Genomic DNA, 24,987 nt, shown 5'->3' with positions numbered 1-24,987 from the left:
GCATGCACCTTCATAGCTACTAAGCCTTTGACGATTCCCTTTATTTTTACGGCGGCAAATGTTCTATCACAAGGTGTTCCGTCACCACCCCGCCGCATACGCCGTCTCCATACGAGGCGAGGCAGAGCCAAAGATCACATCATTACGTTTTTGAATTCCAAGCACCCTGCCAAAAGCCCATGGCCCACCAACAGCAATTATATGCCCTCTCCGCGCCAGCTCTTCTCGAATGCTTTCGGGTATGCGTTCTTCAACAGCCAACCGCTTGGACAACATAGTGCGTGGATAGAATGAGCTTGGAAAATGAGATGTATGGAATAATGGCGCATCCACAGCTTCCTGAACATTCATGCCAAAGTCCACAACATTCAAGAAGAACTGAAGTGTCCATTGGTCCTGCATATCGCCGCCAGGGGTACCAAACGCCATAAACGGCATGCCGTCCTTAATACATAAAGACGGTGTGAGAGTCGTTCTCGGCCGCTTGCCAGGTTGGAGTGCATTTGGCCGACGTGAATCTAGGAAGAACATTTGTCCCCTGGTGCCCAGGGGGAACCCGAGACCTGGGATCGCCGGCGACGACATCAGCCAACCGCCACTTGGGGTAGCTGAAAACATGTTTCCAGCGGCATCAACAACATCCAAATGAGTTGTGTCATGGTCGGCTGAATCCGACTCATTTGGAGAGGCGACAGACGCTGGGTCATATGGTAATGGTCCACGGCCAACATCTCCCGGCCTAAATTCATCAGATGCCTGCCGTTGGTCTATCAATGCCCTTCGGGAATCCGCATAATCTTTCGACAGAAGAATGTCAAGCGGCACGTCATCGAACTCAGGATCGCCATAATATGCCTCCCTGTCTGCAAAGGCAAGCTTAGCACACTCGATGATTGTATGGATATAATCCGCTGAGTTGTGACCCATTTTTCTAAGGTCAAAACCTTCCAGAAGGTTTAACTGCTGTAGAAAAACCGGCCCCTGAGACCACGGGCCGCACTTAAACACATCATATCCACGGTAGTTGACGGAAACGGGGTCCTCTATTCGGCTTCGGTAGCCTGCGAGATCATCATATTCAATCAATCCAGAATGCGAAACGCCGGTTGCATCCTTCACTTTTGTGCTCTGGGCAAACTCTGCTATCCTTTCAGCAATTTCGCCTTTATAGAAAGCATCCCTAGCGGCTTCAAGAGCGCCATCACGGCCCCTGTTTGATGCTTCTTTCTCCACTTGGATAATCTTCCGGAAAGTAGCTGCCCAGTATGGCTGGCGGTAGATTTCTCCAATTTCGGGAACTTTGCCGTCCGGAAGAAATGCCTCTGCAGAAGTTGGCCATTCTGAAAGAAATTTTTCCGCATGAGTGCAAAGGGCATTTCTGAGATGAGCGTACATGGGGAAACCAAACTCTGCAATCTCAACCGCTGGCACAAGTACTTCGGCAAGCGTCATTGTGCCAAACTCCCGAAGCGCCGTTACCCACGCATCGAAAGCTGCTGGCACAGTGGCGGGAAGAAAGCCATCGCCTGGAATTAAACTAATTCCTTGTTTTCTAAACCATTCAATGGTTGCCCGCTTTGGAGCTGTTCCCTGCCCATTGATTGCAAAGACCTTCCCGCGCTCAGCAGAATAAATCAATATTGGCACCTCGCCGCCAATTCCATTAAGCTGCGGCTCAAGAACTGCAAGACAAAAGCCAGCGGCAATCCCTGCATCAATTGCATTGCCACCTTGATGAAGAATTCTCAGCCCTGCACTCGTCGCAAGGTAATGTCCGGTTGAAATTACTGCGTGTGTGCTCATTATTACAGGCCTGGTGGTGAATCCTGCCAACTGATTCTCCTCTACTAGCTGTTTTTTAGAAATCGAATAATAGTTTCAGGGTCATTTATATCCTTGAGACGCCCATCTATCTTTGTCAAAGGAACGATTGACTTGCCGACTTCGACAAAGAACCGCATTCTGGCACCTTCATCGCGCCCAAAAGCCGCATACGCTTTTTCGCTAAACCAGCCAAAATCTGCGTATCTCGCAAGAATGGTATGCCCATAGATGCATCGCGCCCCATCGATAAAATCCTTCACATAAGGCTTCAGTTCTGGCGCCGAGAAGTTGTCCACAAAGGGCTGTCCTGCCCTGTTCATTTCCGTGCCAACGGAGATTGGCATTCTAAAATCTCTTGCGGCCCGCACGACCTCGTCCAATTTGCGGAGCTTGAGCGCTTTCTCAGCCGGATCCTTAATGTTCCAATTCCGATCAGGTATAATGTTAACCGAAACTACACCCTTTGAACGAAGTAGTGCAAGAAACTCTATCGTATTTTCCTCGCCTGCATTAGTACCATCCAACCACGCAATCATCGGCAATGCATCCATTCCATGAATCATTTGGACTGCTTCCTCAATGGTAGGAAAGCTTCCGCTATCCGGCGGCACGTACCCTACCCCGCCAAACTTCATAAGTTTCGATCTCATTATCTCATGGAACTTCGGCGTATCAGGAATAAGCGCCGTCACTTCCTCTTTTGACATGCCTAACTTCTCCGACCAGAACGATGTAATTTTGTCTATGTTTCCGCCAAATACTTGCTCAGCCTTATACTCATAAGCTTTCAAAAGATGGCGTTCGGTTGCATTGCCCGAAGGAGTCAAAGGAATTACATCTGATTCATAGTCGAGCTGAACATCACCCAGGTATGCATTCACCCGTGACATTAAGCCGATATTTCGCATGTGGGCTGTCTGAGCCATTGACCTAAGTATGCGCTCAGCTTCGCTTCCCTCAGGAGGTTGTTTAAAGCATCCTGCTGCCATAAAGTAGGCAATGCCCGGCTCATTGGGAGAGCTCATCACTTTATCCTCAAGCTCCTTGATAAAAACGCGGGTTTCAAGGCCGACAACTGTTTTCAATCCAAGAATCTCGCCTGCCGCAAGAAACTCATCCATGCCATCTAGGACATCAAAATCTACTATTCCTGATATCTCCAAGCCATATTTTAGGCTCTCCCATGCAATGCAGCTTGGCGACCACCCATTCGCATTGAAGGAAAAGAATGTGTGGAAGTGAAGATTGACCTCTTCTTTCGGCGGCGGTACCTTAATCTGCCCTTTTTGAACTTGCAATGCAAGTTCTTCCAAAGCGGCACGGCGCTCACCATGGTCGAAACTATTGAGTTGCTGTTCGAGAGCTACTTGGTTGGACAATTAAAGCGGCCTCCTTCATCAGCAAGGTCTTCTATTCACCACAAAAGAACTCATCGTCATGTTGCCATGCGGGCACACCAACAATCAGACATCTAACCTCGCCATAGGCCCTGTGTGGCAAGCCAGGTGGAATGAGAATAGTTACGCCAGGCTTTAAAGGAACCACCTCATCACCCAGTTCCATTTCCCCAAAACCTTCGAGAATATAATAGAACTCGGTAACCTCTTTATGGTAATGCTTTTTGGAATCAGTGATATAGGTTACGTGGATATTGGCAACAGGTGTATCTTCGCATGTTATTATCCTTGTGCTCTCACCACAGGGGCATTGTATTGTAGGAACTTCTTCGAGTTTTCGGAAAATATAATTAGCCATGATTTCCCCTCTAGAGCAACAAAATTCTTAAAGATAACAGCACAATTTTGTGGATTAAGTCAATTACAAAGCTCCACAATGCATCAATAATTACTAAGTTACCCTCAACGCTTTAATAAAATCATCTATGTCGAAAACAAAGCCGAACGCAAGGGCAACGCGCCAAAGAGCTTCTTCTTTGTGAAGCTCCTCTCGCGCACTTTCCTTGTTTTCCACAGCAGTAGTCGCCTGCCTGATTACAGAACACATTATCCCCCGCTTTGACATGTCCACCATTCCGCCCGGCGAGAGAAGCAGACACCAATTAATCGCAAATCCGGTGTAAATAAGATGATTCACACTTGCTTCCTTACACAAAGCAAACAATTGGTGGCCATTCTCAGCGATTCCCTCATCCCCGACAGGCTTTGCTGTTGGATGAAAATCGAGATTTTTAAAGCCCTCTGCCACATCTGTTGCATTATGACGACCAACAAAAACGCGGTCATCCCTGAACTTTCTTAACTTTTCAAGAGTTGGGTCAGCTTTTATGCTTTCCAGTCGCTCAGGTTCAGCGCCTGCCAACTTGACTGCTCGCTGATAACCAGGATATTGACTATAGTAATGCCTGCTACCACCGACCACATGGAAAAGCTTAAAGCCAGCTTCTCGAACCGCCGAAAGCAGCTTAGGAAAAACAGTTTGACAGATTTTATTGGCTCTAGGAATATATTCGACCGCCCTATGCCAGCCAGGGTATTTTTCCCTCGTGCCCATATCCCACGCGTGCATTACGACAAGCGCCGTGTGGTCACGTGAGATTTCAATTTCCGCCTTCTTCCACCCGCCATAGCCCTCAGCGGGAACATCGAGATCAAAATCGGCATCGAATTGCCGGTAATAGCTTGCAGGAAGGGTAATAATTTCCGGTAACTTAGTTTTCTGCGACATATTATCCGCCTTAGTTTCGTTACACAAAGTGATTTCCCCAGCGACTATAAAACCAGCTGCTCGCCTTAAAAATTCGCGTCGTGTTGGCATCTTTGGTTTAACAAACCGAACTACTTAATGACATTCAAACTAGTGGTCTTGATATCTTCAGCATCGCCGGAGATAAGCAATGCTTTGCTTTCATCAATGGCTAGCTCAATAAACTCAGGTTTGCCGTTAAAAGCTATTTTGACACCATCGACCTCAAGGAAACTACCTTTACACACGATTATTTTTCTGATTTTGCCTTTCTCGTCCTGTCGAACCATGCAAAGCTCAGCATCTGTTTGCATATCCCATTCCTTTTGGACAAGGATACGGTGTGTGTTTTCAATATCTAATGAGGTGATTAAATCGCGACTTCCATCTGCTAATAGTATTTCGACTGCCACTTGATTGTCTGAGCATGGTTCGCCCTTAGCATCTGAGAGAAAAAGCCTCCGAATCTCCTTAATGGCAGACCTACTTTCATACGGTTCCATTACCGCAACAAAGGTTGAAGATAAGTCTCTAGCAGTTGACCTTCTGCGCGTTATGATTCGCGGTATCCATGCGTCCGCAGTAGTGCTTATGCCGAGTGCAACCCATGCCTCTGCGACATACGCCTCAGCACCGTAAGTCAGGTCGGTATATCGGAAATGGATATCAGAGTTTTTTGGAAGATATTCATATTTATCTTCAATCTTCCAATCAACGCTCCAGGGAATCTGGGGGTTGGAATCAACTTGGAAATTACGCATTTGCGTGCCGTAGCCATAATCTGGTGCTGGTTTGAGTGACAATCCGTCTGTTGAAATAGTTCCGAAATGGCTTCCGGTAAACTTAGCATGATCACTTCCCCCAAATACCCTGAACACATCAAATATATAAAAACTAGTTTCCGAAATATCCACAAGGGCTATCAAACGCTCAAACCGCCTGGTGCCGACTGGCTCCCCTCCTGTAGCTCGAATTGCGTGGAACTCCGCACCATCAGCCCATAGTGTGGAGGTGCCAGCACCGCCAGCATGATCTTTTCCATCCACCACCACCGTATTGTGCGCCGCCGCCATGCCATACCACATTGCCCTAGGTGATCCCCAGCCGCCAAATTGGACAGGCTTGTAGCCAAAGTCAGGCAGGAGGTCGAGACCTTTTGCAAAGAGGCCTAGGTGCATGTGATTTGCATGCCCATGTCCGCCCATTGAGTCATACAGAAGCCATGCTGCGCGGGCGTTCTTACCCGTGCCAGACCGAAGGATTGCTATATGCCATTCCTTTTTGTTGACACTCTTTTGCTCTATGGTTGGCCCAACTCGAGCAATTACATTGCGGACATCCCTTTGAAAAGCTTCGGGGGCATCGCAGAACAAATCGTATGGGAGGTTTTCCAATTTGTTTTCGTTCGCATGGTAAAGCACTTTGACAAAATTGGCATCTCCGGTCACCTCGTACAAACGCCACAGGAAGCTAAACATCGATGGAGTAAGTGCAAACGTCCACATGCTCCCAGCCGCCGGGTCTTTGGAGAAAATCACCCCAACATACGAAGTACACTTCCGAGCGAAACTTCCAGCGTCACCTACGCAAGGATAGTATTCTTTCATGCACCAGGTGTCGATATGAAAGCGAAACATATCACGAATTCTCGGATGCCGCCTTAGAGCATCCGCTAGAAAACTCGAGTCAATTCTTGAAAACTGTTCTAGCAATCCAGCGACGCTCTGAATGGTTATTGCTGAGTATCCAAACAGTCCCTTTTCTCCCGTTACGCCATCCACAGCGGTGGCACGTTCCATCATTGCATCAAATATAGCCATCACTTGGTCTTTATTTGTGGGCCAACCCAGAATTGCCATGATTACTATCTTAGTAATCTCCGCACGAGGGTAGTTGGAATGAATTTTCGCTGGATTGGCTAAAGCATCGCGCAAAATGCGGTCCTCAATATTGCGGCATATATCTTCTGCGGAGGTCTTTCGGCTACTGATGCCAAAAAGCTTTGCTTTTTGTGAAAGAAATTCGATCAGCTTTCGGTCTTCAAAAATGGCGGCAGAAATCATATCGTACGCCATTGCAAGCTCACGGGTTTCTTCGCATGCATCATGCCACACAGAGACATACCCGTTGCCCTGGTTTCGCCCATCGTATAAATCCGCCTGGGACATGAAATCAAAGGTTGGATAAAGGTCAGCGACCCTATCAAGGAGTATAGCAGCTTTGTGAGCATATCTGCGGTCACCGGTAACTACATATGCAGCTGCAAGGTTTCGAATGCCGCCAAGAACCGCCTGTTTCCATTGGCCATAAATCAGATATGCGCCAATAAATTGCCACTTCCTTCCACCTTCAACGTAACCTGTACCATCATCCACACCGAACTTATGGAGTGGGTCGTCTGGATTTGGATGCTCGGTATTGAAGAGAAGTGTTCGGTCGGCCCTCTTTGGATCAAAAATGCCATGTTCATCAAGGCCAGAAAGATAGAATTTGTAGAAATCATTCTTTGGGAAGAACTCTTTGCAGTGTGGGCATTGAACCTTCCACGGATGATTCAGTGCATCATGGCGCCAACCATACATGGGAACAGGTTTCTTGCAAGCAGGGCAGTTGCCATCAGAAAGCACATGCCATGCACGATGAATAGTTGGCCCAAACATGAGCGCCCAAAGCTCATCATCTGACATCTTCAGCCAGGGTTGCGCTGCTTTAATAATCGCATTCTTTTGTCCAGCCATCCATTGATATTTTGAAACATTTTTCCGGGCTCTTGCTACTAGTTCTGGTGGGAAGAAAACGCTATATCTTTTGCTGCCCTCAACAGTGCTGGCGGGAGCCGATGAAGCAAGCATCAGCAGGGTGACTACTAAAAAGTATGATAATTGCATAGAAAGCTCTCCTCCACTGCACAAGATAACCCTGCCATTCTTCCGCGCAAGCAAAAGCTTTTCTTAAAAATCCTGTTCTCTAAACCTATATCCTCGTATCTGCGCCTTTGGTGCGTCATCAACTATGTAATTAACGGCAAAAAAGCAACCCTGTTCAATTTCGACCCAGCCGGTATAACCACCATCCGATTTTTGGCTTCGGTCATGATCAAGAGGTAAGATAACTCCAAACTGTTTTGACCTATCAGTTTCCAAAGCGCTTTCAACCGATTCAAGGTAGGCAAAGGTATTTTTTGCCCATGCTCCTGCACCACCTGGTTGATGGCGATAGGTTATCATGACTTTTCCACTTTTTGTAAGATGAGCAACAGGACGATGGCCAGCCATCATCAAGGTTTCAAATGGCCCTTCCCAAGTTTTACCACCATCTTTTGAAATTGATTTGTATATTGGCAGACCTTTGCCGCTGTTTTCGCGCATATAGCACACAAGCTCGCCAGTCGGGAGTTGGAGAATAGACGCTTCGCAAAAATTAAAGCCTTCTCTCGCCGCAATGGTGATAGGTTCGCTCCATGTTTTGCCGCCGTCTGTGCTTCGACTCACGCACTGAAAGGTATTCCCCCGCCGAAACTGAGTTGCCAACAGCCAATCACCGTTCGCAAGCTCAATAACTTCATCGGGCATGATGCCATGAACGCCAGTTTTTTGCTCAGCAGACCAGGTCTCCCCACAGTCATTGCTGAAAAAGAATACTATATCCGAGCCTGCCCCACCTTTCTCATCATCAGCTGGCGGAGTTTTGAATACATCACAAATCAGCAGTATGCGTCCATCCTTTAGCTGCTGAACCTTCGGACAGTTATATTTCAGCAGAACGCCGTCCTTCTGGTGGCTCTCAGCCAAGATTTTTCGCTCTGAGAACGTCTTGCCATTGTCATCGCTTATCCGCACAACTAGTCTGCAAAAATCCCTTGCAACGTGGGAATCGCTCTCTCGATATGTAAGTATTATTCTTCCATTGTTGCATCTTGCTAGGCTTGGGAAACATTCATACAGGGAATCATCCCGGCTTATGGTGAATTTTTCGATGGTATATCCGACTCCTGGCTTTTCCATGGCAGCTCCTGCATGAAAACTTAGCAACAGAAAGAAACAAATAATACCCGTGGAGCAATCCACACTCATAGCGTTCTACTCGCAAAATACAAGCACGCCAAAGTTTTTCGGCTGATGAAATACGCCTGGTGAAAGGGACCACGAAAGGAATTGGTCGTCTTCCTTCTCTGGCCCGGCACGCTCACAACGAAACATATTAGCTCTCCACGAATCACCTATTTTTGGAGGGACATTAACTTTCCTGCCCTTAAAATCCAACCAAGGGATGGCCAATTCGGCAGTCCACTTCTCATCTTTGTCGTTTCGATTGTCGAGCGTCCCGTAAACCTTCACGCCGGTCTTCAACCCTTTGACATTATAGCGTGCAAGCGTAGCAGCATTAGCTTGAAAACCAGCGCGCGTAATGTTTAAATCAACAACCACATTGCGCGGGCTGATGTCTATCTCCCAGTAGTGCCGCCCGCAACCTTCGGGATCTATGAAAATCTCAGCGGCTTCTTCAGCATAAACGGGGTCATCGAACTTGGTATAATTGCTCCAAATATCATCATCCCAGCAGATGAAGGCTACGTAAAGGTATTTGTCATCCCACAGAAGCTTTGCTGTAGTTCGCGCCTCTTGAAGATCTCCAGGCTGAAATACTTCTCTAAAGGGCGAAGTTTCGGGCGCATGGCCCCACTCTTTCTCGGTAAGGACACCGTCAACTGTTATTGGAGCCTTTGTCCTGTGGACTTCATAATACGACCACTGGGATGGGTCAACAATGGTCGGTTGGACTTTGATTACTGTCTGACAAATAGCAACATAAGCCAGAAGAAGAAGCTTAGCCAATTAATTCCTCCATTCTCTTAGGGAAACTTGCTTAAACTACTATATTCACCAACTTTCCTGGAACAACAATAACTTTTCTCACAGGTTTATTATCTAGGAACGACTTGATTCTTTCGCTTTCTAGGGCAAGCCGCTCAAGCTCTGCGCGGTCGGTGTCCACGGGTACTTCAATTCTATCTCGGACTTTGCCGTTCACTTGAAGCACAATTGTAACTTGCTCAACCTTAGCAATCTCAGGGTCGAACTCAGGCCAACTCTGCTGGTATGTGGTGTCCGATTTCCCCAGGCGCTCCCAAAGCTCATCTGCCAAGTGAGGAGTAAATGGACTGAGAAGCAAGACAAGGTTTTCCATAGCTTCAGACAGAACAGCAAGGCTGACAGCTGATGGGTTAGAACCAATGGCATCTACATAATCTGCCATCTCATTCACCATTTCCATTAAAGCACTCACCGAAGTATTAAAGTGGAAACGCTCAATATCTTCGGTAACCTTGCGAATTGTTTGATGGGTTTTTCGACGCATATTCCGCTCAGGCACGCTCAGGTTCGCGCCTTTGAGCTTTTCTCTCCAAGACGAATCGAAGTTTGCGGAATTTGCGTTGAAGAGGCGCCAGACGCGATTTAGATACCTAAAAACCCCTTCGATGCCTTGATCGCTCCATTCAGCGTCCTGGTCGGGAGGTCCGATAAATAAAATGAACATGCGCCCTGTATCCGCGCCATACTTGCTACAAATATAATCTGGGGAGACCACATTGCCACGAGATTTGCTCATCTTAAAGCCATCTTTATAAATCATGCCCTGGGTAAATAGGCGTGAAAATGGCTCAGAGAAATTAATTAAGCCAAGGTCCTTAATTACTTTTGTAAAGAACCTGGAGTAAAGTAAGTGGAGTACTGCATGCTCAACGCCACCGACATATTGGTCAACAGGCAGCCAAAAGTTAACTGCGTCCTTGTCAAATGGCATTTTATCTTCATGCGGACTGGCGTATCTTAGGAAATACCAAGACGAGTCTATCCATGTCGCCATGGTATCAGTTTCGCGTCTTGCTTTTCCACCACATTTAGGACAATCCGTATATAAGAACGTGGCTGACGTTGTAAGTGGTGACTCACCTTTACCGGTAAACTTCACATCCGTTGGCAAGACAACGGGAAGCTGGTCTTCGGGAACAGCCACCATGCCACATTTCTCACAATAAACAATCGGGATTGGCGTGCCCCAATAACGCTGGCGAGAAATAAGCCAGTCGCGCAAGCGGTAGCTTATCTGCCGATGGCCTATATTATGTTCCTCCATATAATCTGCAATAGCCTTCTTGGCTTCTTCGCTTGGCATACCATCGAATGGCCCCGAGTTGATTTGAATACCTGGTTCGATATAAGCTGCCACCATATGCTGAGGGTCCTGTGGTGCTTGACCTGGAGGAACAATAACCTCTCGAATTTCCAAGCCATATTTCCTTGCAAATTCAAAATCACGTTCATCATGCGCTGGGACCCCCATGACCGCACCTGTCCCGTATTCTAGTAAAACGTAATTTGCAATCCAAATTGGAACTTTCTCTCCATTCATTGGATTGATAGCGTTAGCCCCAATAAACATGCCAATCTTTTCCAGTGTAGTTGATAGGCGCTCTATCTCACTCAAAGTTCGCACTTTAGCCACAAAATCTTTAACAGGCTTTTCATACTCCGTGCCAGCAGTGAGCTTTGCCACTAGTGGATGTTCGGGGGCGAGAACCAGATATGTTACGCCATAAACAGTATCCTGGCGTGTAGTGTAAACAGGAACATCGTCGCCAGTCTCCGCAACTTTGAATTTAATAACGACGCCTTCGCTACGGCCAATCCAATTACGCTGCATTGTTCGCACACGTTCAGGCCATTCTTCTAGCAAATCGATATCTTGCAATAAGCGATCAGCGTATTCTGTGATTTTGAAGAACCACTGTTCCAAATCTTTTCGAACAGCAGTGCTACCACAACGCCAACATACGCCGCCTTCGACTTCCTCATTCGCCAATACAGTCTGACATTCGGGGCACCAGTTCACTGGCGCAAGCTTCTTGTATGCCAAGCCTTTTTCCAAAAACTTTAGAAAGAACCATTGGTTCCATTTATAGTATTCTGGAAGGCATGTTATGACCTCGCGGTTCCAATCGAAGGAAATCCCAAGTTGGCCAAATTGCTCGCGCATCCGAGCAATGCAATCCATCGTCCATTTAGCCGGGTGGATGCCACGTTCAATAGCTGCGTTCTCAGCAGGTAGCCCAAAGGAATCAAAGCCCATCGGATGGAGGACATTATATCCTTGCATTACTCTGCAACGAGAAATAACATCGCCTATGATATAGTTGCGCATGTGGCCCATGTGCAACTCACCAGAAGGATATGGGAACATATCGAGGTAGTAATACTTTGGCTTTTCGGGATCGTCCCGGGTTTTAAATAGCTGAGCTTTAGACCATCGTTCTTGCCACTTTTTCTCGATTGACTGAAAATCGTATTTCTCTGCCATCACCCTCATCCTTACAAAACCGGCAATTATCACCGGGAAAGTATAATTTAATGATTTTCCTATCTTCGCAGAAAGAAAAACCCTGCCACGACAAGAAACGCTAGGAGAATTACTCCAGCATAGACTATAGCAACAAGCTCATCGCGTTTGAGCCTAAAATATCTCAAATTCATGGCTATTACTGCAATCCCTATGGGAACTAAAGCAGGTAATGCAGTTTTATAATATAGAACTAGCAGCATTGAAGCTGTCAAAAGCGCATAGCCCAGCCAAAAAGAGCCTCTTATGTTCATTCGAAAGCGATACAATACACTAAAGAATAGGGCTAGAAATACAAAGTCGCCAATGCCTATCATAGTAATCGGTTGAGGATGTCCAATGGACGGCACTTGCACCGATGCTGCTGCCACCGTAGGCATTGCGTTGGTTAAAAGATGGCTCAGAGGTCCCCAAGTAACGCTCCAGTAATCCACCAGCGCAGCGAACACAGCAGCGGGTAAAAGCAAGTTCGGTTCGCTAATAATAAAGCTAACAAGATAGCCTATGGAACCGGCCAAAAGCATCATAGAAAGCGACCGAGCTGCAAGTATGCAATCCACCAATAAGGGATTAGTAATCCTCACATTTAGCATAATATAGGTCAAGGCAATCGTCAAAGCAAAATTGGGAATTGCAACAAACAAAGCAGATATTGGTCTTAATTGCATCCGAGCGATTACTAGCATCAGAGCCAATTGCACTAGCATGAAGGCGCAAATTGAGATAAACGCCGCTACATCCGGCCGTAGCAGCTTAATCCGAAGCATAGGAAGGCCAATTCTCATAAACAGGTAGAGGGCCGATGCACCAATGCACCAGCCCACATGGTTAAGCCGCATACTTTTTTCCACTTATCTGCAAATAGGCACTTTGACAAAGATTATACCATATTGTAGAATTTTCCAACAAGTTGAAGCGGGGAGGAGTAATTGGTGCAGACACTTCGTATACTCATTGCTGACGATGAATCAATCATTCGGCTAGATTTAAAAAAGATACTCGAAAAAATGGGCCACCAGGTTGTAGCAGAGGCAGGCGACGGCGAAAAAGCTGTGGAACTTGCTCGGTTGCTCAAACCTGACCTTGTCATTCTCGACATCAAGATGCCGAAGATGGATTGACTTGATGCGGCAAAGATAATTTCGGAGGAAAAGATTGCGCCTACCATACTCTTGACCGCATACAGCCAGCAGGACCTCATAGAAAGAGCCAAGAAAGCTGGGGTTTTTGGCTATCTGGTCAAGCCCTTCAAAGAAGCTGACCTTCTGCCTGCTATTGAGGTAGCAATCTCCCGCTATCAAGAGAAGGAGGTTCTTGAAAAAAATGTTGGCGACCTCCAAGAGAAACTAGAAATCCGCAAGCTAATCGAGCGTGCAAAGGGAATACTCATGGAGAAACGTGGCATGAAAGAACAAGAAGCTTTCCGCTGGATTCAAACACAAAGCATGAATACTCGAAAAACAATGAAGGAGATTGCAGAGGCAATCATCCTGACGCAAGATATGGGATAGATTGGGTAGCCAATTTCGCTTGCTTCCCATGATCCCAAAACCTAAGACTCCCATGAACCAACTCATAGAGGAATATAGCAAACTTGAGGCAGAGAACAAGCATCTCCGAGAAATGCTGGCAGAGCGCGATATCGAAATCGAAGCTCTCAGGCGGCTTGGGCAAGCAATCGGTTCGACATTCGATACCCAGCACTTGCTTGATGTGGTTGCCGACATAGCTGTCCAAGTCACAAAGACTGATACTTGCTTCATTTACCTCCTGGATGATGAAAGCGAGGAACTTGTTCTTAGGGCAGCAAAAGGTGCTAATAGAGAATTACTTGGCAAAATAAGAATGAAGGTTGGCGAAGGAGTCACGGGTTGGGTAGCCCAAGAACGAAAACACGTAGCGCTTGATAGAGACGCATTTAGGGATCGCCGTTACAAAGCCTTCGCCGGGCTAAAAGAAGACCGCTTTCATTCCATGCTTTCTGTTCCTCTCATTGCAGGCGAGCAACTTGTTGGTGTTATTAATATCCGCACGAATCCGCCCCACAAATACACTGAGAGCCAGATACGCCTGATGGAGCACATAGCCGAACAAGTAGCGAATGCCGTTCAAAGTTCGCGCCTCTATAGAAACATGGAGACCCAAGTATCGCGCCTTTCAACCTTATCTGAAGTCAGCCGCTCGATGACCTCCGGCATGTATCTCGATGAAATACTTGGCCTTATTGTTAACATGACTGCCGAAACGATGAATTTTAAAATCGTAACAGTCATGCTTGTAGATGAGGAAAAGCAAGAGCTTGTAATCCGTGCCACACAGAGCACCAGCCGAGAATATATATTCAAGCCAAATCTCAAGCTCGGTGAGAGTCTAGCAGGCAAAGCAATTCAAGAAGGCAGGCCAATTACTGTTCTTGACGTCAAAAGCACTCCTGAATACCGATATCCTGACATTGCCCGAAAGGAAGGACTCTGCTCAATGATTTCTGTCCCCCTGCGCGTGCGCGAAAAGATAATCGGGGTGCTCAATTGTTATACAGACAAACCGCATGTCTTCACGAATGGCGAGATTGGAATCCTCACAGCGCTTGCTAGCCATGCGGCTCTTGCCATTGATAACGCAAAGCTTGTCGTCAAGTCAGCAATCATCCAGGAAATGCACCACAGGGTTAAAAACAACCTGCAGACAATAGCTAGCCTCCTACGTCTACAAATGCACTATGCGAAAACTAACTCTGTCGAAACCGTGCTACAAGAAAGCATTAACCGAATCCTCAGCATAGCTTCCGTCCATGAAGTTCTTTCCCAAGAAGAAATGGATACCGTCAACATTAAGAAGGTCGCAGAAAATATCTTAGCTGCAACTTGCCAAAGTCTACTATCGTCCGAAAAACAAGTTGAAACCTCACTAAGTGGTCCGGATATCCTACTTCCCCCAGCAAAAGCCACCTCAGTGGCTCTCATCTTAAACGAACTCATTCAAAATGCGTTCAAGCATGGATTTAAGACTCTTGATAAGGGGAACGTTGCCGTAAGGTTTTCAGAAAATGAACGTGAAATTGAGATTGCAGTAATAAATGACGGCACACCGCTACCAAAAGGATTCGACCTTCGGCAGAGCCGCAACTTGGGACTTCAAATCGTAGAAAGTCTAGTCCGCGATGACCTCCATGGCCACTTTTCACTAAAAAGCAACAAAAGGATTACGGCAACGGTTGTGTTTCCGAAATAAACCGAACAATAGCATCGGTCATTCTCGCCACCTTTGCCATTTGTTTTACATCATGCACCCGAACGATATTCGCTCCGTTGGCAATACTAATGGCCACAGTGGCGGCAGTACCTTCCAAGCGCCCGGTGGGTGGGAGGCCGCCCAGAATTTTGCCGATGAAGGACTTTCTTGATGTGCCTATCAAAATGGGGGAGCCAAGCGACTTGAAATCGCGCAGTTTGTAGATAATCTCAAGGTTGTGTTCGACAGTTTTGCCAAAACCAATACCAGGATCAATAATTACGTATTCTTCTGGCAAGCCAGCCTCGACTACTTGCTCTGTGCGCTGGCGGAGAAATTTCATAACCTCAGATACCACATCTTCATAGACAGGATTATCTTGCATGGTTTGTGGATTGCCCTTCATATGCATGATTATCACAGGGACTTTTCGCTCGGCGGCAAGTGCCCTCATAAGCGGATTTACAAGGCCTGTGATGTCGTTGATAATGCTTGCGCCTGCATCCAGCGCTGCACGTGCGACTTCCGGCTTATATGTGTCAATTGAAATCGGAACCGATACACGCTTTGAAAGCTCCTGAATTATCGGAACGACCCTTGCAAGCTCTTCTTCAACAGGCACAGGTTCGGCACCGGGACGGCTTGATTCGCCGCCAATGTCAATCACGTCAGCACCCTCATCTATCATTTCCAAGCCGCGCTCAATGGCAGCATTTTTATCTACATACAATCCTCCGTCGGAGAAGGAATCAGGCGTAACATTCAATATTCCCATGATTAGGGTGCGCTCGCGCATAGTAGAATAGAACGACTGGAGACAGACAGGAAGCTCACTTGGAGAAGGCATAAGCGAAATTGGGCTACGGTAATTTTCGATTGCCAAAGTGATTTCGTCGGCGATTTCCGGCAACGAAAACTGCTGGTCGTGGAGGTCATGAATCACCTGGTCAAAAACCTTCCCAGTACCCATGAGCAGTACGTCTGAGTGCTCAATACGACCGGTGATGCAGTCTCGATGGATGGCCGCATCTCCACCCTTTGCCAGCATTTCTTCCTTAAGGATGAGCGCCGCTGGGGTGCGCACGTTGTCCAGCTTGATAACGTAGTGTTCTGCCTTCGGAAGCATTCTGATGACACCGGCCCACTCCGCTCCGATTCTCGTCATCTCAGCTTCCAGGTCATCCTGCCTCCGAGAGGTATAGACCCTAGCGTTGTGCCCACCCATGCTCTTACTCCAACATGCACTCTTATCCCAAGTTCAACTAATCAAACACAAGTAGGAATAAGAGCGATTAGTGGTAAAATTTTTGCTTCCATTCAGCCCAGACTTCCGGCAATTCTTCAAACTGAATTTGTTTGAGTGTCGCCATTCCGGAGTAGCTAAGATAGAATCCCCTTTCCAAGGCTGCCGCCGCCGGATCGCGAATTAGCTTTGCGCGGAATATGTAATCCTCTGCCGCTAGCATAAGTATGTGGCGAAGCTGGTAATTGTCCAGAACCTCAATTGCTTGTCTAGCCTCACGCGCTGTATCCTCATCGGGCTGCATTTCCAACACCCTAGTGAACTCCTGAACAGCATTGCCAATGTCGCCCTTCTGCTGATAGAGCACTGCCTTCTTAAAATGATTTAATGGTGACATAGGATCTAGACTTATCAATTCATTTGTAACCTGCAGTGCTTTTTCAAGCATTCCTTTTTGAAGATAAGCTATGCTGAGAACGTCTCGCGCACTTAGGCTATGTGGTGAGTATTTGAGGAGTTCTTTTGCCTCTTTTATCGCATCATCAACTCGCCCAAGCTCCAACAGGATTTCCAGAAGCAGATCGCGGCTCCGAAGATCATCCGGCTTGATTCTCAGGGCACGCTTAGCGGCCAGAATGGCGTCATCCATTCTTCGCTGGCTTCTGCAAAGCACAGCTAACCGATAATATAAAAGCGGCTTGTCTTTGGCCGTACGAATGGCTTTATTTAGAAGCTCGATTGCCTTCTCAAACTCTCCATTCGCCTCAAGTTCGTCCGCTTTCTTTAAATAATCAGCCGATGTCAACCTTTTCTTTCGATTTTGTTGAGCCGACACGGTAATCCGTCCTCTCACATTATAGTTTGACAGGCTGGCCAGTCCGTGCCGATTGGTAAACAGCAAGAATCACTTCAACTGCGTGCCTTGCCTCAGCACCGTTCACCATTGGCTCCCTATCTTCTTTCACAGCAGCAATTAAGTCCGCAATTTGCACTTGGTGGCCGTGCTGAGAAATAGCAGTTGGGTCCGAAGACGCATTGCCCACCTGGTCTTGAAGGCTTTTTGTGACCTCTTGCTTATCTTCGCCCGGCACGTCCCAGCGAACGATATTTTCACCGTCTACAAGTATTGTCCCCTTCTCGCCATGAAACTCCAATCGGTGATTCATACCTGGCGTCACAGAAGTTGTTCCTTCTAGCACGCCAAAAGCTCCATTTTTGAATCGAATTGCGGCGACTGAAGTATCCTCCACTTCAATTTTCCTTACAAGATGGTCGGCAAAACCAAAGATTGTGTCAATTGGCCCCATTATCCAGCGGAGAAGGTCAACACAGTGAACGCCTTGGTTCATGAGGGCACCGCCACCATCGAGCGCCCACGTTCCACGCCAACCCGCGCTATCGTAATATTCCTGACTTCGGAAATACTTAAGATACGCATCGCCCAACACAAGCTTGCCCAACTTGCCAGCATCGATTGTTTTCTTGACAAGCTGCCATAATGGCGATGTGCGCCGCTGAAAGATGCACGCAAGCTTAACTTTCTGTTCGGCGCAGGTTTGGATTAGCTTGTCTATCTTCTCAAGGCTGATATCAATAGGCTTCTCGGTCATTACATGCTTTCCAGCAAGAGCAGCGTCTATTCCCATATCCGCATGCATACCACTGGGCGTACATATCGAGACGATATCAATATCATCTCGTTTGAGCATTTCTTTGTAATCGGTATATACGTATTTCGCGCCAAAATCGTTTTTGATTTTCTCTGCTTTTTCTGGAACGATGTCGCATACAGCAATTAATTCCGCATCAGGAATTCTGCTAACTGCTCCGGCGTGCCATGGTGCGATTACGCCGCATCCAATAATACCGTAACCAACTTTGTCTTTCATCAAACTCCCCCTGTTAGTAGCCATTTAGCTAAGTTCACGTCTTATTTTTCTCCATAAACACAAAATTTCCTTTATGCTTGAAATGCAACACTGAGCATTTATTTCCGGGGAAACTATATACGTCTTAGCCAGTATTCGAGGATTTGGGTAGGTTTAAAGTCGCGGAGACGAAGGTCTGTAGGAGAAGCACCGTCGAGGTATTTTTGGGAAACGAGGCCTATTAATTCGCTTTCATCCACCTCGACATCATACTTTCGCACCTCTCCTACGATAAAGTTAAAAATGCGAGGAAGAGCTACAAAATCAGGGCGCGTTACATTCATCGAGACCTGTGCTTTTGAGCGACTCTCAAGCCAAACGCTAATTGCCTTGACGCCTGGCAAGTGTGCGTTATCATTCCGAACCTTGCGCGCGATATCTGCCGCAATTTCCATGTCATCACTTTGGAGATTGACATTATATGCGACAAGAGGACCGCGTGCACCAACAACCACTGCACCTGCGGACGGATGAAGTCGTTTTGGACCGACATCGGGAGCGCGTTCACCTTCTAAGCCAACTTCCGCAAGGCGCTCGTAACCCCCGCGGCGTACATCAGCAAGGTTAGTACGGTGAGCCTTTATGGCTGACTTTTCATAAAAATAAACAGGAACGCCTAGGGTCTCAGCGATTTCCTGCCCTAGTTCATGGGAAATTGAGACACACTCAGCCATTGTAATGCCCCTAATGGGGACAAGGGGGATAACGTCTGCGGCCCCAATTCTTGGGTGACCGCCAGTATGTTTTTGCATGTCAATAAGCTCGACTGCTCGGGCCGTCGCCGCTAATACTGCCTCTCGAATACCCTCTGGCCCACCAAGAAAAGTAACAACGAGACGGTTGTGATCAGGGTCTGAAGAATAATCAGCTAGCGTAACTGACTTAACAGTACGCACAGCATCCACAATTGCCTGGATGACGGACTCATTTCTGCCTTCACTGAAGTTAGGCACACATTGAATGATTGCACTCACAGCTGACCTTGAGGAATAGGATAAACGCTGGTTATCCTGGAGAGCATGAATCATGCTACTCCAGGTTCGAGACGAGGCTTGCTGTCTGGCGCAAGATTTGGCTGCTCTAATTTTTCCGTCTGTTCACCAGACGATTTTGGTGTTTCGCCTTTGCCCTCAGCCTCCGAACTCTTCTTGCCGTACATGAGCACTTCAAGTTCCTCGCGCTCGATGGTCTCCTTTTCGAGGAGCACATCTACTATCTCAACCACTTTTTCTCTTTTTTCCTGGAGAATTGTCTCTGCGCGCTTATAACACTCATCGATAATTCTGCGGACTTCGTTATCGATTGCTTTTGCCATTTCCTCGCTGTAGTTTCTATCCTCCATCAGGTCACGCCCAAGGAACGGATTTCCATGCTTTCTGCCGAATGTAACTGGGCCAAGTGTCTCACTCATCCCAAACTCACAAACCATACTTCTAGCAATTTCCGTTGCCCGTTCCAAATCACTATTCGAGCCAGTTGTGACTTCGTTAAAGAAAATCCGCTCCGCCGCACGTCCACCCAGCAACCCTGCGATGTCATCAAGCAATTCGCTTCTTGTTGTCAGATACTTGTCCTGAAGTGGAAGCTGCATTGTATAACCCAGCGCAAGTCCACGGGGTAATATGGATACCTTGTGCACCGGGTCAGTGAGCGGTAGAAGTTCCTGTACGATCGCGTGACCGACTTCGTGATACGCCACCATAATCTTTTCCTTTTCGCTGATTATGCGGCTTTTCCTCTCCGGACCCGCAATCACACGGTCAATGGAATCTTCAAAATCCTCCATTTTGATTTTGGTGCGCTCGCGCCTGGCCGCCAGTAGCGCTGCCTCGTTCACAAGGTTCGCTAAATCTGCACCAGAGAAACCCGGAGTCCTTCGAGCAAGGTTCTCGATGTTAACATCAGCATCTAGTGGTTTGCCACGCATGTGCACCCGAAGAATAGCTTCTCTGCCTTTTGCGTCGGGGTGGTCAACAACTATGCGTCTATCAAAGCGACCTGGTCTGAGAAGCGCTGGGTCTAAAACATCTGGCCGGTTAGTCGCCGCAATAAGGATAACGCCAGTGTTCGGGTCGAAGCCATCCATCTCGACGAGAAGTTGGTCAAGTGTCTGCTCTCGCTCATCATGACCGCCACCGAGACCCGTACCTCTCTGACGCCCAACCGCATCAAGCTCATCAATAAATATTAAACTAGGCCTGTTAGCCTTTGCTGTCTCAAATAGGTCGCGAACGCGTGATGCGCCCACACCTACGAACATTTCAACAAAGTCTGAACCGCTGATATGGAAGAAAGGTACTCCTGCTTCTCCTGCGATGGCTCGTGCCAACAATGTTTTGCCGCACCCAGGAGGACCCAGAAGCAACACGCCCTTCGGAATCTTTGCTCCTAACGCCTGGAATTTTTTTGGATTCCGTAGGAATTCAACGACTTCTTGTAGTTCCTGCTTAGCCTCATCTACTCCAGCAACGTCATCAAACGTAACTTTCGGCACGTTCTCAGAGAAGCGCTTCGCTCGACTGCGGCCAAAAGAAAGCGCTTGGTTCCCGCCAATTTGCGCCTGTCGGATAATGAATAAGTAAAAGATTGCAAGTATTCCAACCATCGGCAGAACCGTGAAAAGCAGGCTCTGCATAAATGTCGAAAGAGGCGGACCAGCATATTCAAGTACTCCACCTTTTTCTCTTATTGCCCTTGAAAGCGCCGATTTCTCATCGTCGCCTGCACCGGAGAGCATTACTATGATCTTTCTATCGGTGGTGGTGAGGTTTGCCTCCAAACGATCCTCACGCCACCTTACCTTAGTAACATGCCCCTTTTCGACTTCCTTCCAAAAAGTGGAGTAATCCATCTGCTTGGCTGTCCGCCCTGGCGCGAAAGGCTCCCTTATGATATACAAAGCAGAAGCCAAGATCATCAATATCAAAAAGGTTTTAAAGAACCTGGACAAGCTCAATTCCTCCTCTTATTACCTCGCATTGGAGGGTACTTGATTATACCACTTTGCATCGTCAAACTCAAGTTCGCAATGGGTTAGCAGTTAGGCGCAAGAAAGTTCGAGTCGAACTAGTTACTTTTGCCAACTCCGAGACGGCCAATCCAACAACCCATACGATTTTCTCACTGTCTTCAATAACAGGCGTCCTGTATCTCATTTGCCGCGGAATTTTCTCATCAGTAAATAGGTCTTGCAATTTCTTAGATCCCACCATCCCAAGAGGCTGAATGCGGTCTCCTGGCTTCCAATTCCGTGCGATAAGACTCCCTCGGATAGCGTCATAATCAAGAACGACCTCCATACTTCCCCGCGGCCGCAGAGGCTCAATCTTCTCTGTAATAATCTCCGCTTCGATGATTAGGTCGGCCTCAGTAATGACTGTCTTGCCAGGAACTGCCAGCTCATACTTATATATAATCGGTTGGTCAGGCGGCCTTTCTGAATAGAAAGAAATTAACCTCCCACTTTTTTCTACGAATATACCTCCTGGAAGCTCATATCGAAATCCCCCAACGGTTGCGATAAGCCGCAGAAGCTCTTCAACATGTTTGTAGCCCAAATCTGTAATTTCGCCTTTGATTGCCTTATATGCCTCACGAATAACGCGGCGGCGTATCGCAAGGGGCTCGACCTCGAAAACAGACAAGTCCAAATGGACTGATTTTCCATCTCTGCTTTTAGTATTTTGAATAAAGGCTTCTTTTGCCTTTTCATCGAGATACGCTGAATCCGCCCGCGCAAGTTCCGCTAGCTGCAAAATCGCGGTATCAATATCAGGGTTGAACACGCGCAACGTTGGAAGGAGTTGTAGGCGAATTCGATTTCTAGTATAAATTGGAAGGAGATTGGTTTCATCTATCCGCGGCTGAAGGCCGGCCTCTTGAATATATGCGTTCACGTCTTTGCGCCGTACGCTTATTAAAGGGCGAATTATTTTTCCTCGTACCGGCGGCATCCCAACGAGACCATCGACTCCGGTGCCACGAATAATGTTCATTAAAACTGTTTCCACTTGATCATCCGCTGTGTGCCCAAGAGCGATTCGAGAGGCGCCGATTTTCTCCGCGGTGTTTTCAAGGAACTCATATCGAACAAGCCGTGCAGCCTGTTCGGCTGAAATCCTCAGAGTTTTTTGGATTTTTGGCACGTCCACCTTTTCGACGCTACACGGGATTAAAAGGTTCGCCGCTAGCGAACGAACATATTCCTCGTCTTTATCTGATTCCTCACCTCGAAACGAATGGTTGAGATGGGCAACATGGAGAGAAATGCTAAGTTCATCTCGGACAGTCCAAAGTGCGTGCAGAAGGGCCACCGAATCGGGGCCTCCCGAAACGGCAACGAGAACCTTCTCGCCCGGTAACAACATTGTATATTGTCGTACCGTAGCGAGCAGCGATTCAATCAGCCTGTGTCTTTCATTCATTCAAAGAGAAGATCAATAAGATGGAAGCCTTCATCCACCCTAAGCTTTGTTTCAGGGATAGCCCGTTCGTCAAACGGTAGGTTAGTTTTGGCTGGTTCAAACGAAGAGAAAAGCACAAATGGTACCGGGTCAGTCACGTGGGTCTTTGCCTCAATTGGCGTAGCATGATCTGGAGTAACCAAAATGCGAAACTTTTCCACATTCTTTAAGCCTTCTAGTATAGTACCGAGTACTAATTTATCCACGTTCTCAATAGCCTCGATTTTTTTGTCTATATCACCGATATGGCTAGCTTCATCTGGTGCTTCGACATGCACAAGAACGAAATCTCGGTCCCTAAGGGCCTCAACCGCTGCCTTACCCTTTCCTTCGTAATTCGTGTCGAGGTACCCGGTTGCACCCGGGACATTCACAACCTTTAAGCCCACGGCACGCCCCAGGCCCTTTAGCAGGTCAACCGCCGCCACAACTGCTCCTGTGCAGCCAGTCTTCGCAAGGAAGTTGGGCATATCAAGCGCTCTTCCCTGGCCCCACGGCCATATCATATTTGCAGGATTTTTTCCTTCTTCTCGTCTACGTTTGTTAATTGGATGACTATCAAGAATCTCCAGCGAGTCATAAATTAAGCCTCTAAGCATATTTTCCCCATCTCCGCGAGGAAAATAATCCTTAATCGCCTTGCCTATGATATTATGCGGCGGCTCGGTTTTAATTTCGGCCGAACCATCTCGCCAAACCATGATGTGGCGGTAGCTTACACCTGGATAAAACTGAACTTTCCGTGTACCAAGTTTTTCATTTACAAAAGTTATCAACTCGCGAGCTTCGTCCGTGGACACATGGCCACCGCTATAGTCGATCATCGTTGTTCCGTCGGAGCTCACAAGGTTGCAGCGAAAAGCAACGTCCTTTTTTTCAAGCGGAATCTCCATGCTGACGGCCTCTATTGGCCCGCGTCCCGTGTAATACTTCCGCGGGTCGTAGCCAAGGAGTGACATAGCCGCGACATCACTACCAGGCTCCATCCCCTCGGGAATCGTGTTCACCACGCCAACCTGCCCAGTTGATGCCAGGTGGTCCATAAACGGCTTGCGCGCTACCTGCATTGGCGTCTTCCCATCTAACTCAGGAATGGGCCGGTCTGCCATGCCGTCTGGTATAAGAAGTATATATTTTACATTTTCAGTTGCCATTGTCTTAATTTTGAATTATTCAATGCAACAAATAACTTTTGTAAGGGAAGCAATCCCTCGAGCGCCGCATTAAGCTCCTGGCACAAGCGACTTACCAACAATTCGCCTATATGCTTCGCGGTATTTCTCTGCTGTTTTTTGAACTACATCATCTGGCAAAACAGGAGGTGGCGGTTCTTTATTCCAGCCTATACTCTCCAGCCAATCTCGCACATATTGTTTGTCAAAACTCGGCTGAGGTCCGCCTGGCGAATACGTATTCACATCCCAAAACCGTGAAGAATCGGGCGTAAGGACCTCATCAATTACAATAATTTTGTCGCCCAATCTGCCAAATTCGAATTTTGTATCAGCAATGATTATGCCGCGAGAGGCTGCATAGTCTGCCGCTAAAGCATAGATTGCAAGGGTCTTTTTAATCAACGTATCAGCGTCAGTTTTTCCAATCATCCGCTCCATTTCTTGGATACTGATATTCAGGTCATGCCCCGTCTCAGCTTTGGTCGCCGGAGTAAATATCGGCTCGGGAAGCTTGTCAGATTCTCGAAGGTCCGACGGCAGCAGATGACCATGAAGGTCCACAAATTTGTCCCCAGCAGTCTGGAGCCCAGCTTTGTATTCCTTCCATGCCGAACCTGAGAGATAACCCCGAACAACACACTCAACTGGAAACGGCTTAGTTTTGGTCACAATCATCGAACGCCCGTCTAGTAAATCCCTTAGGCTCTCAACATCGGCGACGCCATACGACTCAAGCACTTTTAAAATTTCGTCTGTATCAGCGGTAAGTAAATGGTTTTCTACGACATTTTTTGTAAGGTCGAACCAGAACAGCGAAAGTTGAGTGAGAACACGCCCTTTATCTGGAATCCCATTCGGCATCACAACGTCAAATGCTGAGATCCGGTCCGTCGCCACAATCAGCAGTTTGTCGCCAAGGTCATAGACGTCTCGAACCTTACCAGTTCGAAACTTTGGCAATCCTTGGATGTTTGTAGTGAGCACAATCACTTCGCTCTCATCCTCCAAATAATATTTTTTAT

At 47.3% G+C, this 24,987-nt stretch carries 18 protein-coding genes and 1 pseudogene; 2 read left to right on the top strand and 17 right to left on the bottom strand.

Annotation, left to right across the window (positions count from 1 at the left end):
- Positions 1-81: 81 nt before the first annotated feature.
- From K6T99_01505 to K6T99_01465, 9 genes are all read right to left on the bottom strand, one after another.
- Positions 82-1,803: a gamma-glutamyltransferase family protein gene (locus tag K6T99_01505; GenBank protein MCL6518484.1), complete on the bottom strand. Its 1,722-nt coding sequence runs from the start codon at positions 1,801-1,803 to the stop codon at positions 82-84.
- 44 nt (positions 1,804-1,847) lie between these two features.
- The gene (locus K6T99_01500) at positions 1,848-3,203 is read right to left on the bottom strand and encodes a hypothetical protein (GenBank protein ID MCL6518483.1); all 1,356 of its coding nucleotides are present in this window, start codon (positions 3,201-3,203) and stop codon (positions 1,848-1,850) included.
- 31 nt (positions 3,204-3,234) lie between these two features.
- Entirely contained in the window at positions 3,235-3,579 is a 345-nt protein-coding gene (locus tag K6T99_01495) for a cupin domain-containing protein (protein MCL6518482.1), read from the bottom strand.
- Between the two features lie 93 nt (positions 3,580-3,672).
- Positions 3,673-4,509, bottom strand: a complete 837-nt coding sequence (locus tag K6T99_01490) for a hypothetical protein (GenBank protein ID MCL6518481.1) — start codon at positions 4,507-4,509, stop codon at positions 3,673-3,675.
- 110 nt (positions 4,510-4,619) lie between these two features.
- Entirely contained in the window at positions 4,620-7,415 is a 2,796-nt protein-coding gene (locus K6T99_01485; GenBank protein MCL6518480.1) for a heparinase II/III-family protein, read from the bottom strand.
- Positions 7,416-7,478: 63 nt separating this feature from the next.
- Positions 7,479-8,531: a glycoside hydrolase gene (locus K6T99_01480; GenBank protein MCL6518479.1), complete on the bottom strand. Its 1,053-nt coding sequence runs from the start codon at positions 8,529-8,531 to the stop codon at positions 7,479-7,481.
- Positions 8,532-8,606: 75 nt separating this feature from the next.
- Complete coding sequence (locus K6T99_01475) at positions 8,607-9,362, bottom strand: carbohydrate-binding family 9-like protein (protein ID MCL6518478.1); 756 nt, start codon at positions 9,360-9,362, stop codon at positions 8,607-8,609.
- A 31-nt stretch (positions 9,363-9,393) separates the two neighbouring features.
- The gene (leuS, locus tag K6T99_01470; GenBank protein ID MCL6518477.1) at positions 9,394-11,886 is read right to left on the bottom strand and encodes a leucine--tRNA ligase; all 2,493 of its coding nucleotides are present in this window, start codon (positions 11,884-11,886) and stop codon (positions 9,394-9,396) included.
- A gap of 59 nt (positions 11,887-11,945) precedes the next feature.
- Complete coding sequence (locus tag K6T99_01465) at positions 11,946-12,764, bottom strand: hypothetical protein (protein MCL6518476.1); 819 nt, start codon at positions 12,762-12,764, stop codon at positions 11,946-11,948.
- Positions 12,765-12,854: 90 nt separating this feature from the next.
- Between K6T99_01465 and K6T99_01460 the strand changes: the two are divergent.
- Positions 12,855-13,436: pseudogene (locus K6T99_01460) on the top strand (response regulator).
- 52 nt (positions 13,437-13,488) lie between these two features.
- Positions 13,489-15,156, top strand: a complete 1,668-nt coding sequence (locus tag K6T99_01455) for a GAF domain-containing protein (protein ID MCL6518475.1) — start codon at positions 13,489-13,491, stop codon at positions 15,154-15,156.
- On the opposite strand, the gene folP is transcribed toward K6T99_01455, so the two are convergent.
- The 8 genes from folP to K6T99_01415 form a co-directional block, all read right to left on the bottom strand.
- Entirely contained in the window at positions 15,128-16,381 is a 1,254-nt protein-coding gene (gene folP, locus K6T99_01450) for a dihydropteroate synthase (GenBank protein ID MCL6518474.1), read from the bottom strand. The genes K6T99_01455 and folP overlap by 29 nt on opposite strands.
- Positions 16,382-16,448: 67 nt before the next feature.
- Positions 16,449-17,234 carry a tetratricopeptide repeat protein gene (locus K6T99_01445; GenBank protein ID MCL6518473.1) on the bottom strand — a complete coding sequence of 262 codons (786 nt, stop codon included), beginning with the start codon at positions 17,232-17,234 and terminating at the stop codon, positions 16,449-16,451.
- A gap of 19 nt (positions 17,235-17,253) precedes the next feature.
- Entirely contained in the window at positions 17,254-18,288 is a 1,035-nt protein-coding gene (locus tag K6T99_01440; protein ID MCL6518472.1) for a Gfo/Idh/MocA family oxidoreductase, read from the bottom strand.
- Positions 18,289-18,401: 113 nt separating this feature from the next.
- Positions 18,402-19,301, bottom strand: coding sequence for a glutamate formimidoyltransferase (gene ftcD / locus K6T99_01435; GenBank protein MCL6518471.1), 900 nt, complete (start codon positions 19,299-19,301; stop codon positions 18,402-18,404).
- A gap of 50 nt (positions 19,302-19,351) precedes the next feature.
- Positions 19,352-21,244, bottom strand: a complete 1,893-nt coding sequence (ftsH, locus tag K6T99_01430; protein MCL6518470.1) for an ATP-dependent zinc metalloprotease FtsH — start codon at positions 21,242-21,244, stop codon at positions 19,352-19,354.
- 100 nt (positions 21,245-21,344) lie between these two features.
- Entirely contained in the window at positions 21,345-22,751 is a 1,407-nt protein-coding gene (tilS, locus tag K6T99_01425; protein MCL6518469.1) for a tRNA lysidine(34) synthetase TilS, read from the bottom strand.
- Positions 22,748-23,944, bottom strand: coding sequence for a cofactor-independent phosphoglycerate mutase (locus K6T99_01420; protein MCL6518468.1), 1,197 nt, complete (start codon positions 23,942-23,944; stop codon positions 22,748-22,750). The genes tilS and K6T99_01420 overlap by 4 nt, the downstream gene beginning before the upstream one ends.
- A gap of 69 nt (positions 23,945-24,013) precedes the next feature.
- Positions 24,014-24,973 carry a phosphoribosylaminoimidazolesuccinocarboxamide synthase gene (locus tag K6T99_01415; protein MCL6518467.1) on the bottom strand — a complete coding sequence of 320 codons (960 nt, stop codon included), beginning with the start codon at positions 24,971-24,973 and terminating at the stop codon, positions 24,014-24,016.
- Between the last annotated feature and the right edge of the window lie 14 nt (positions 24,974-24,987).

The organism is Armatimonadota bacterium (genome assembly GCA_023511795.1).
Classification (GTDB): Bacteria; Armatimonadota; UBA5829; order DTJY01; family DTJY01; genus JAIMAU01.
This window is presented reverse-complemented; position numbering and strand designations above follow the sequence as displayed.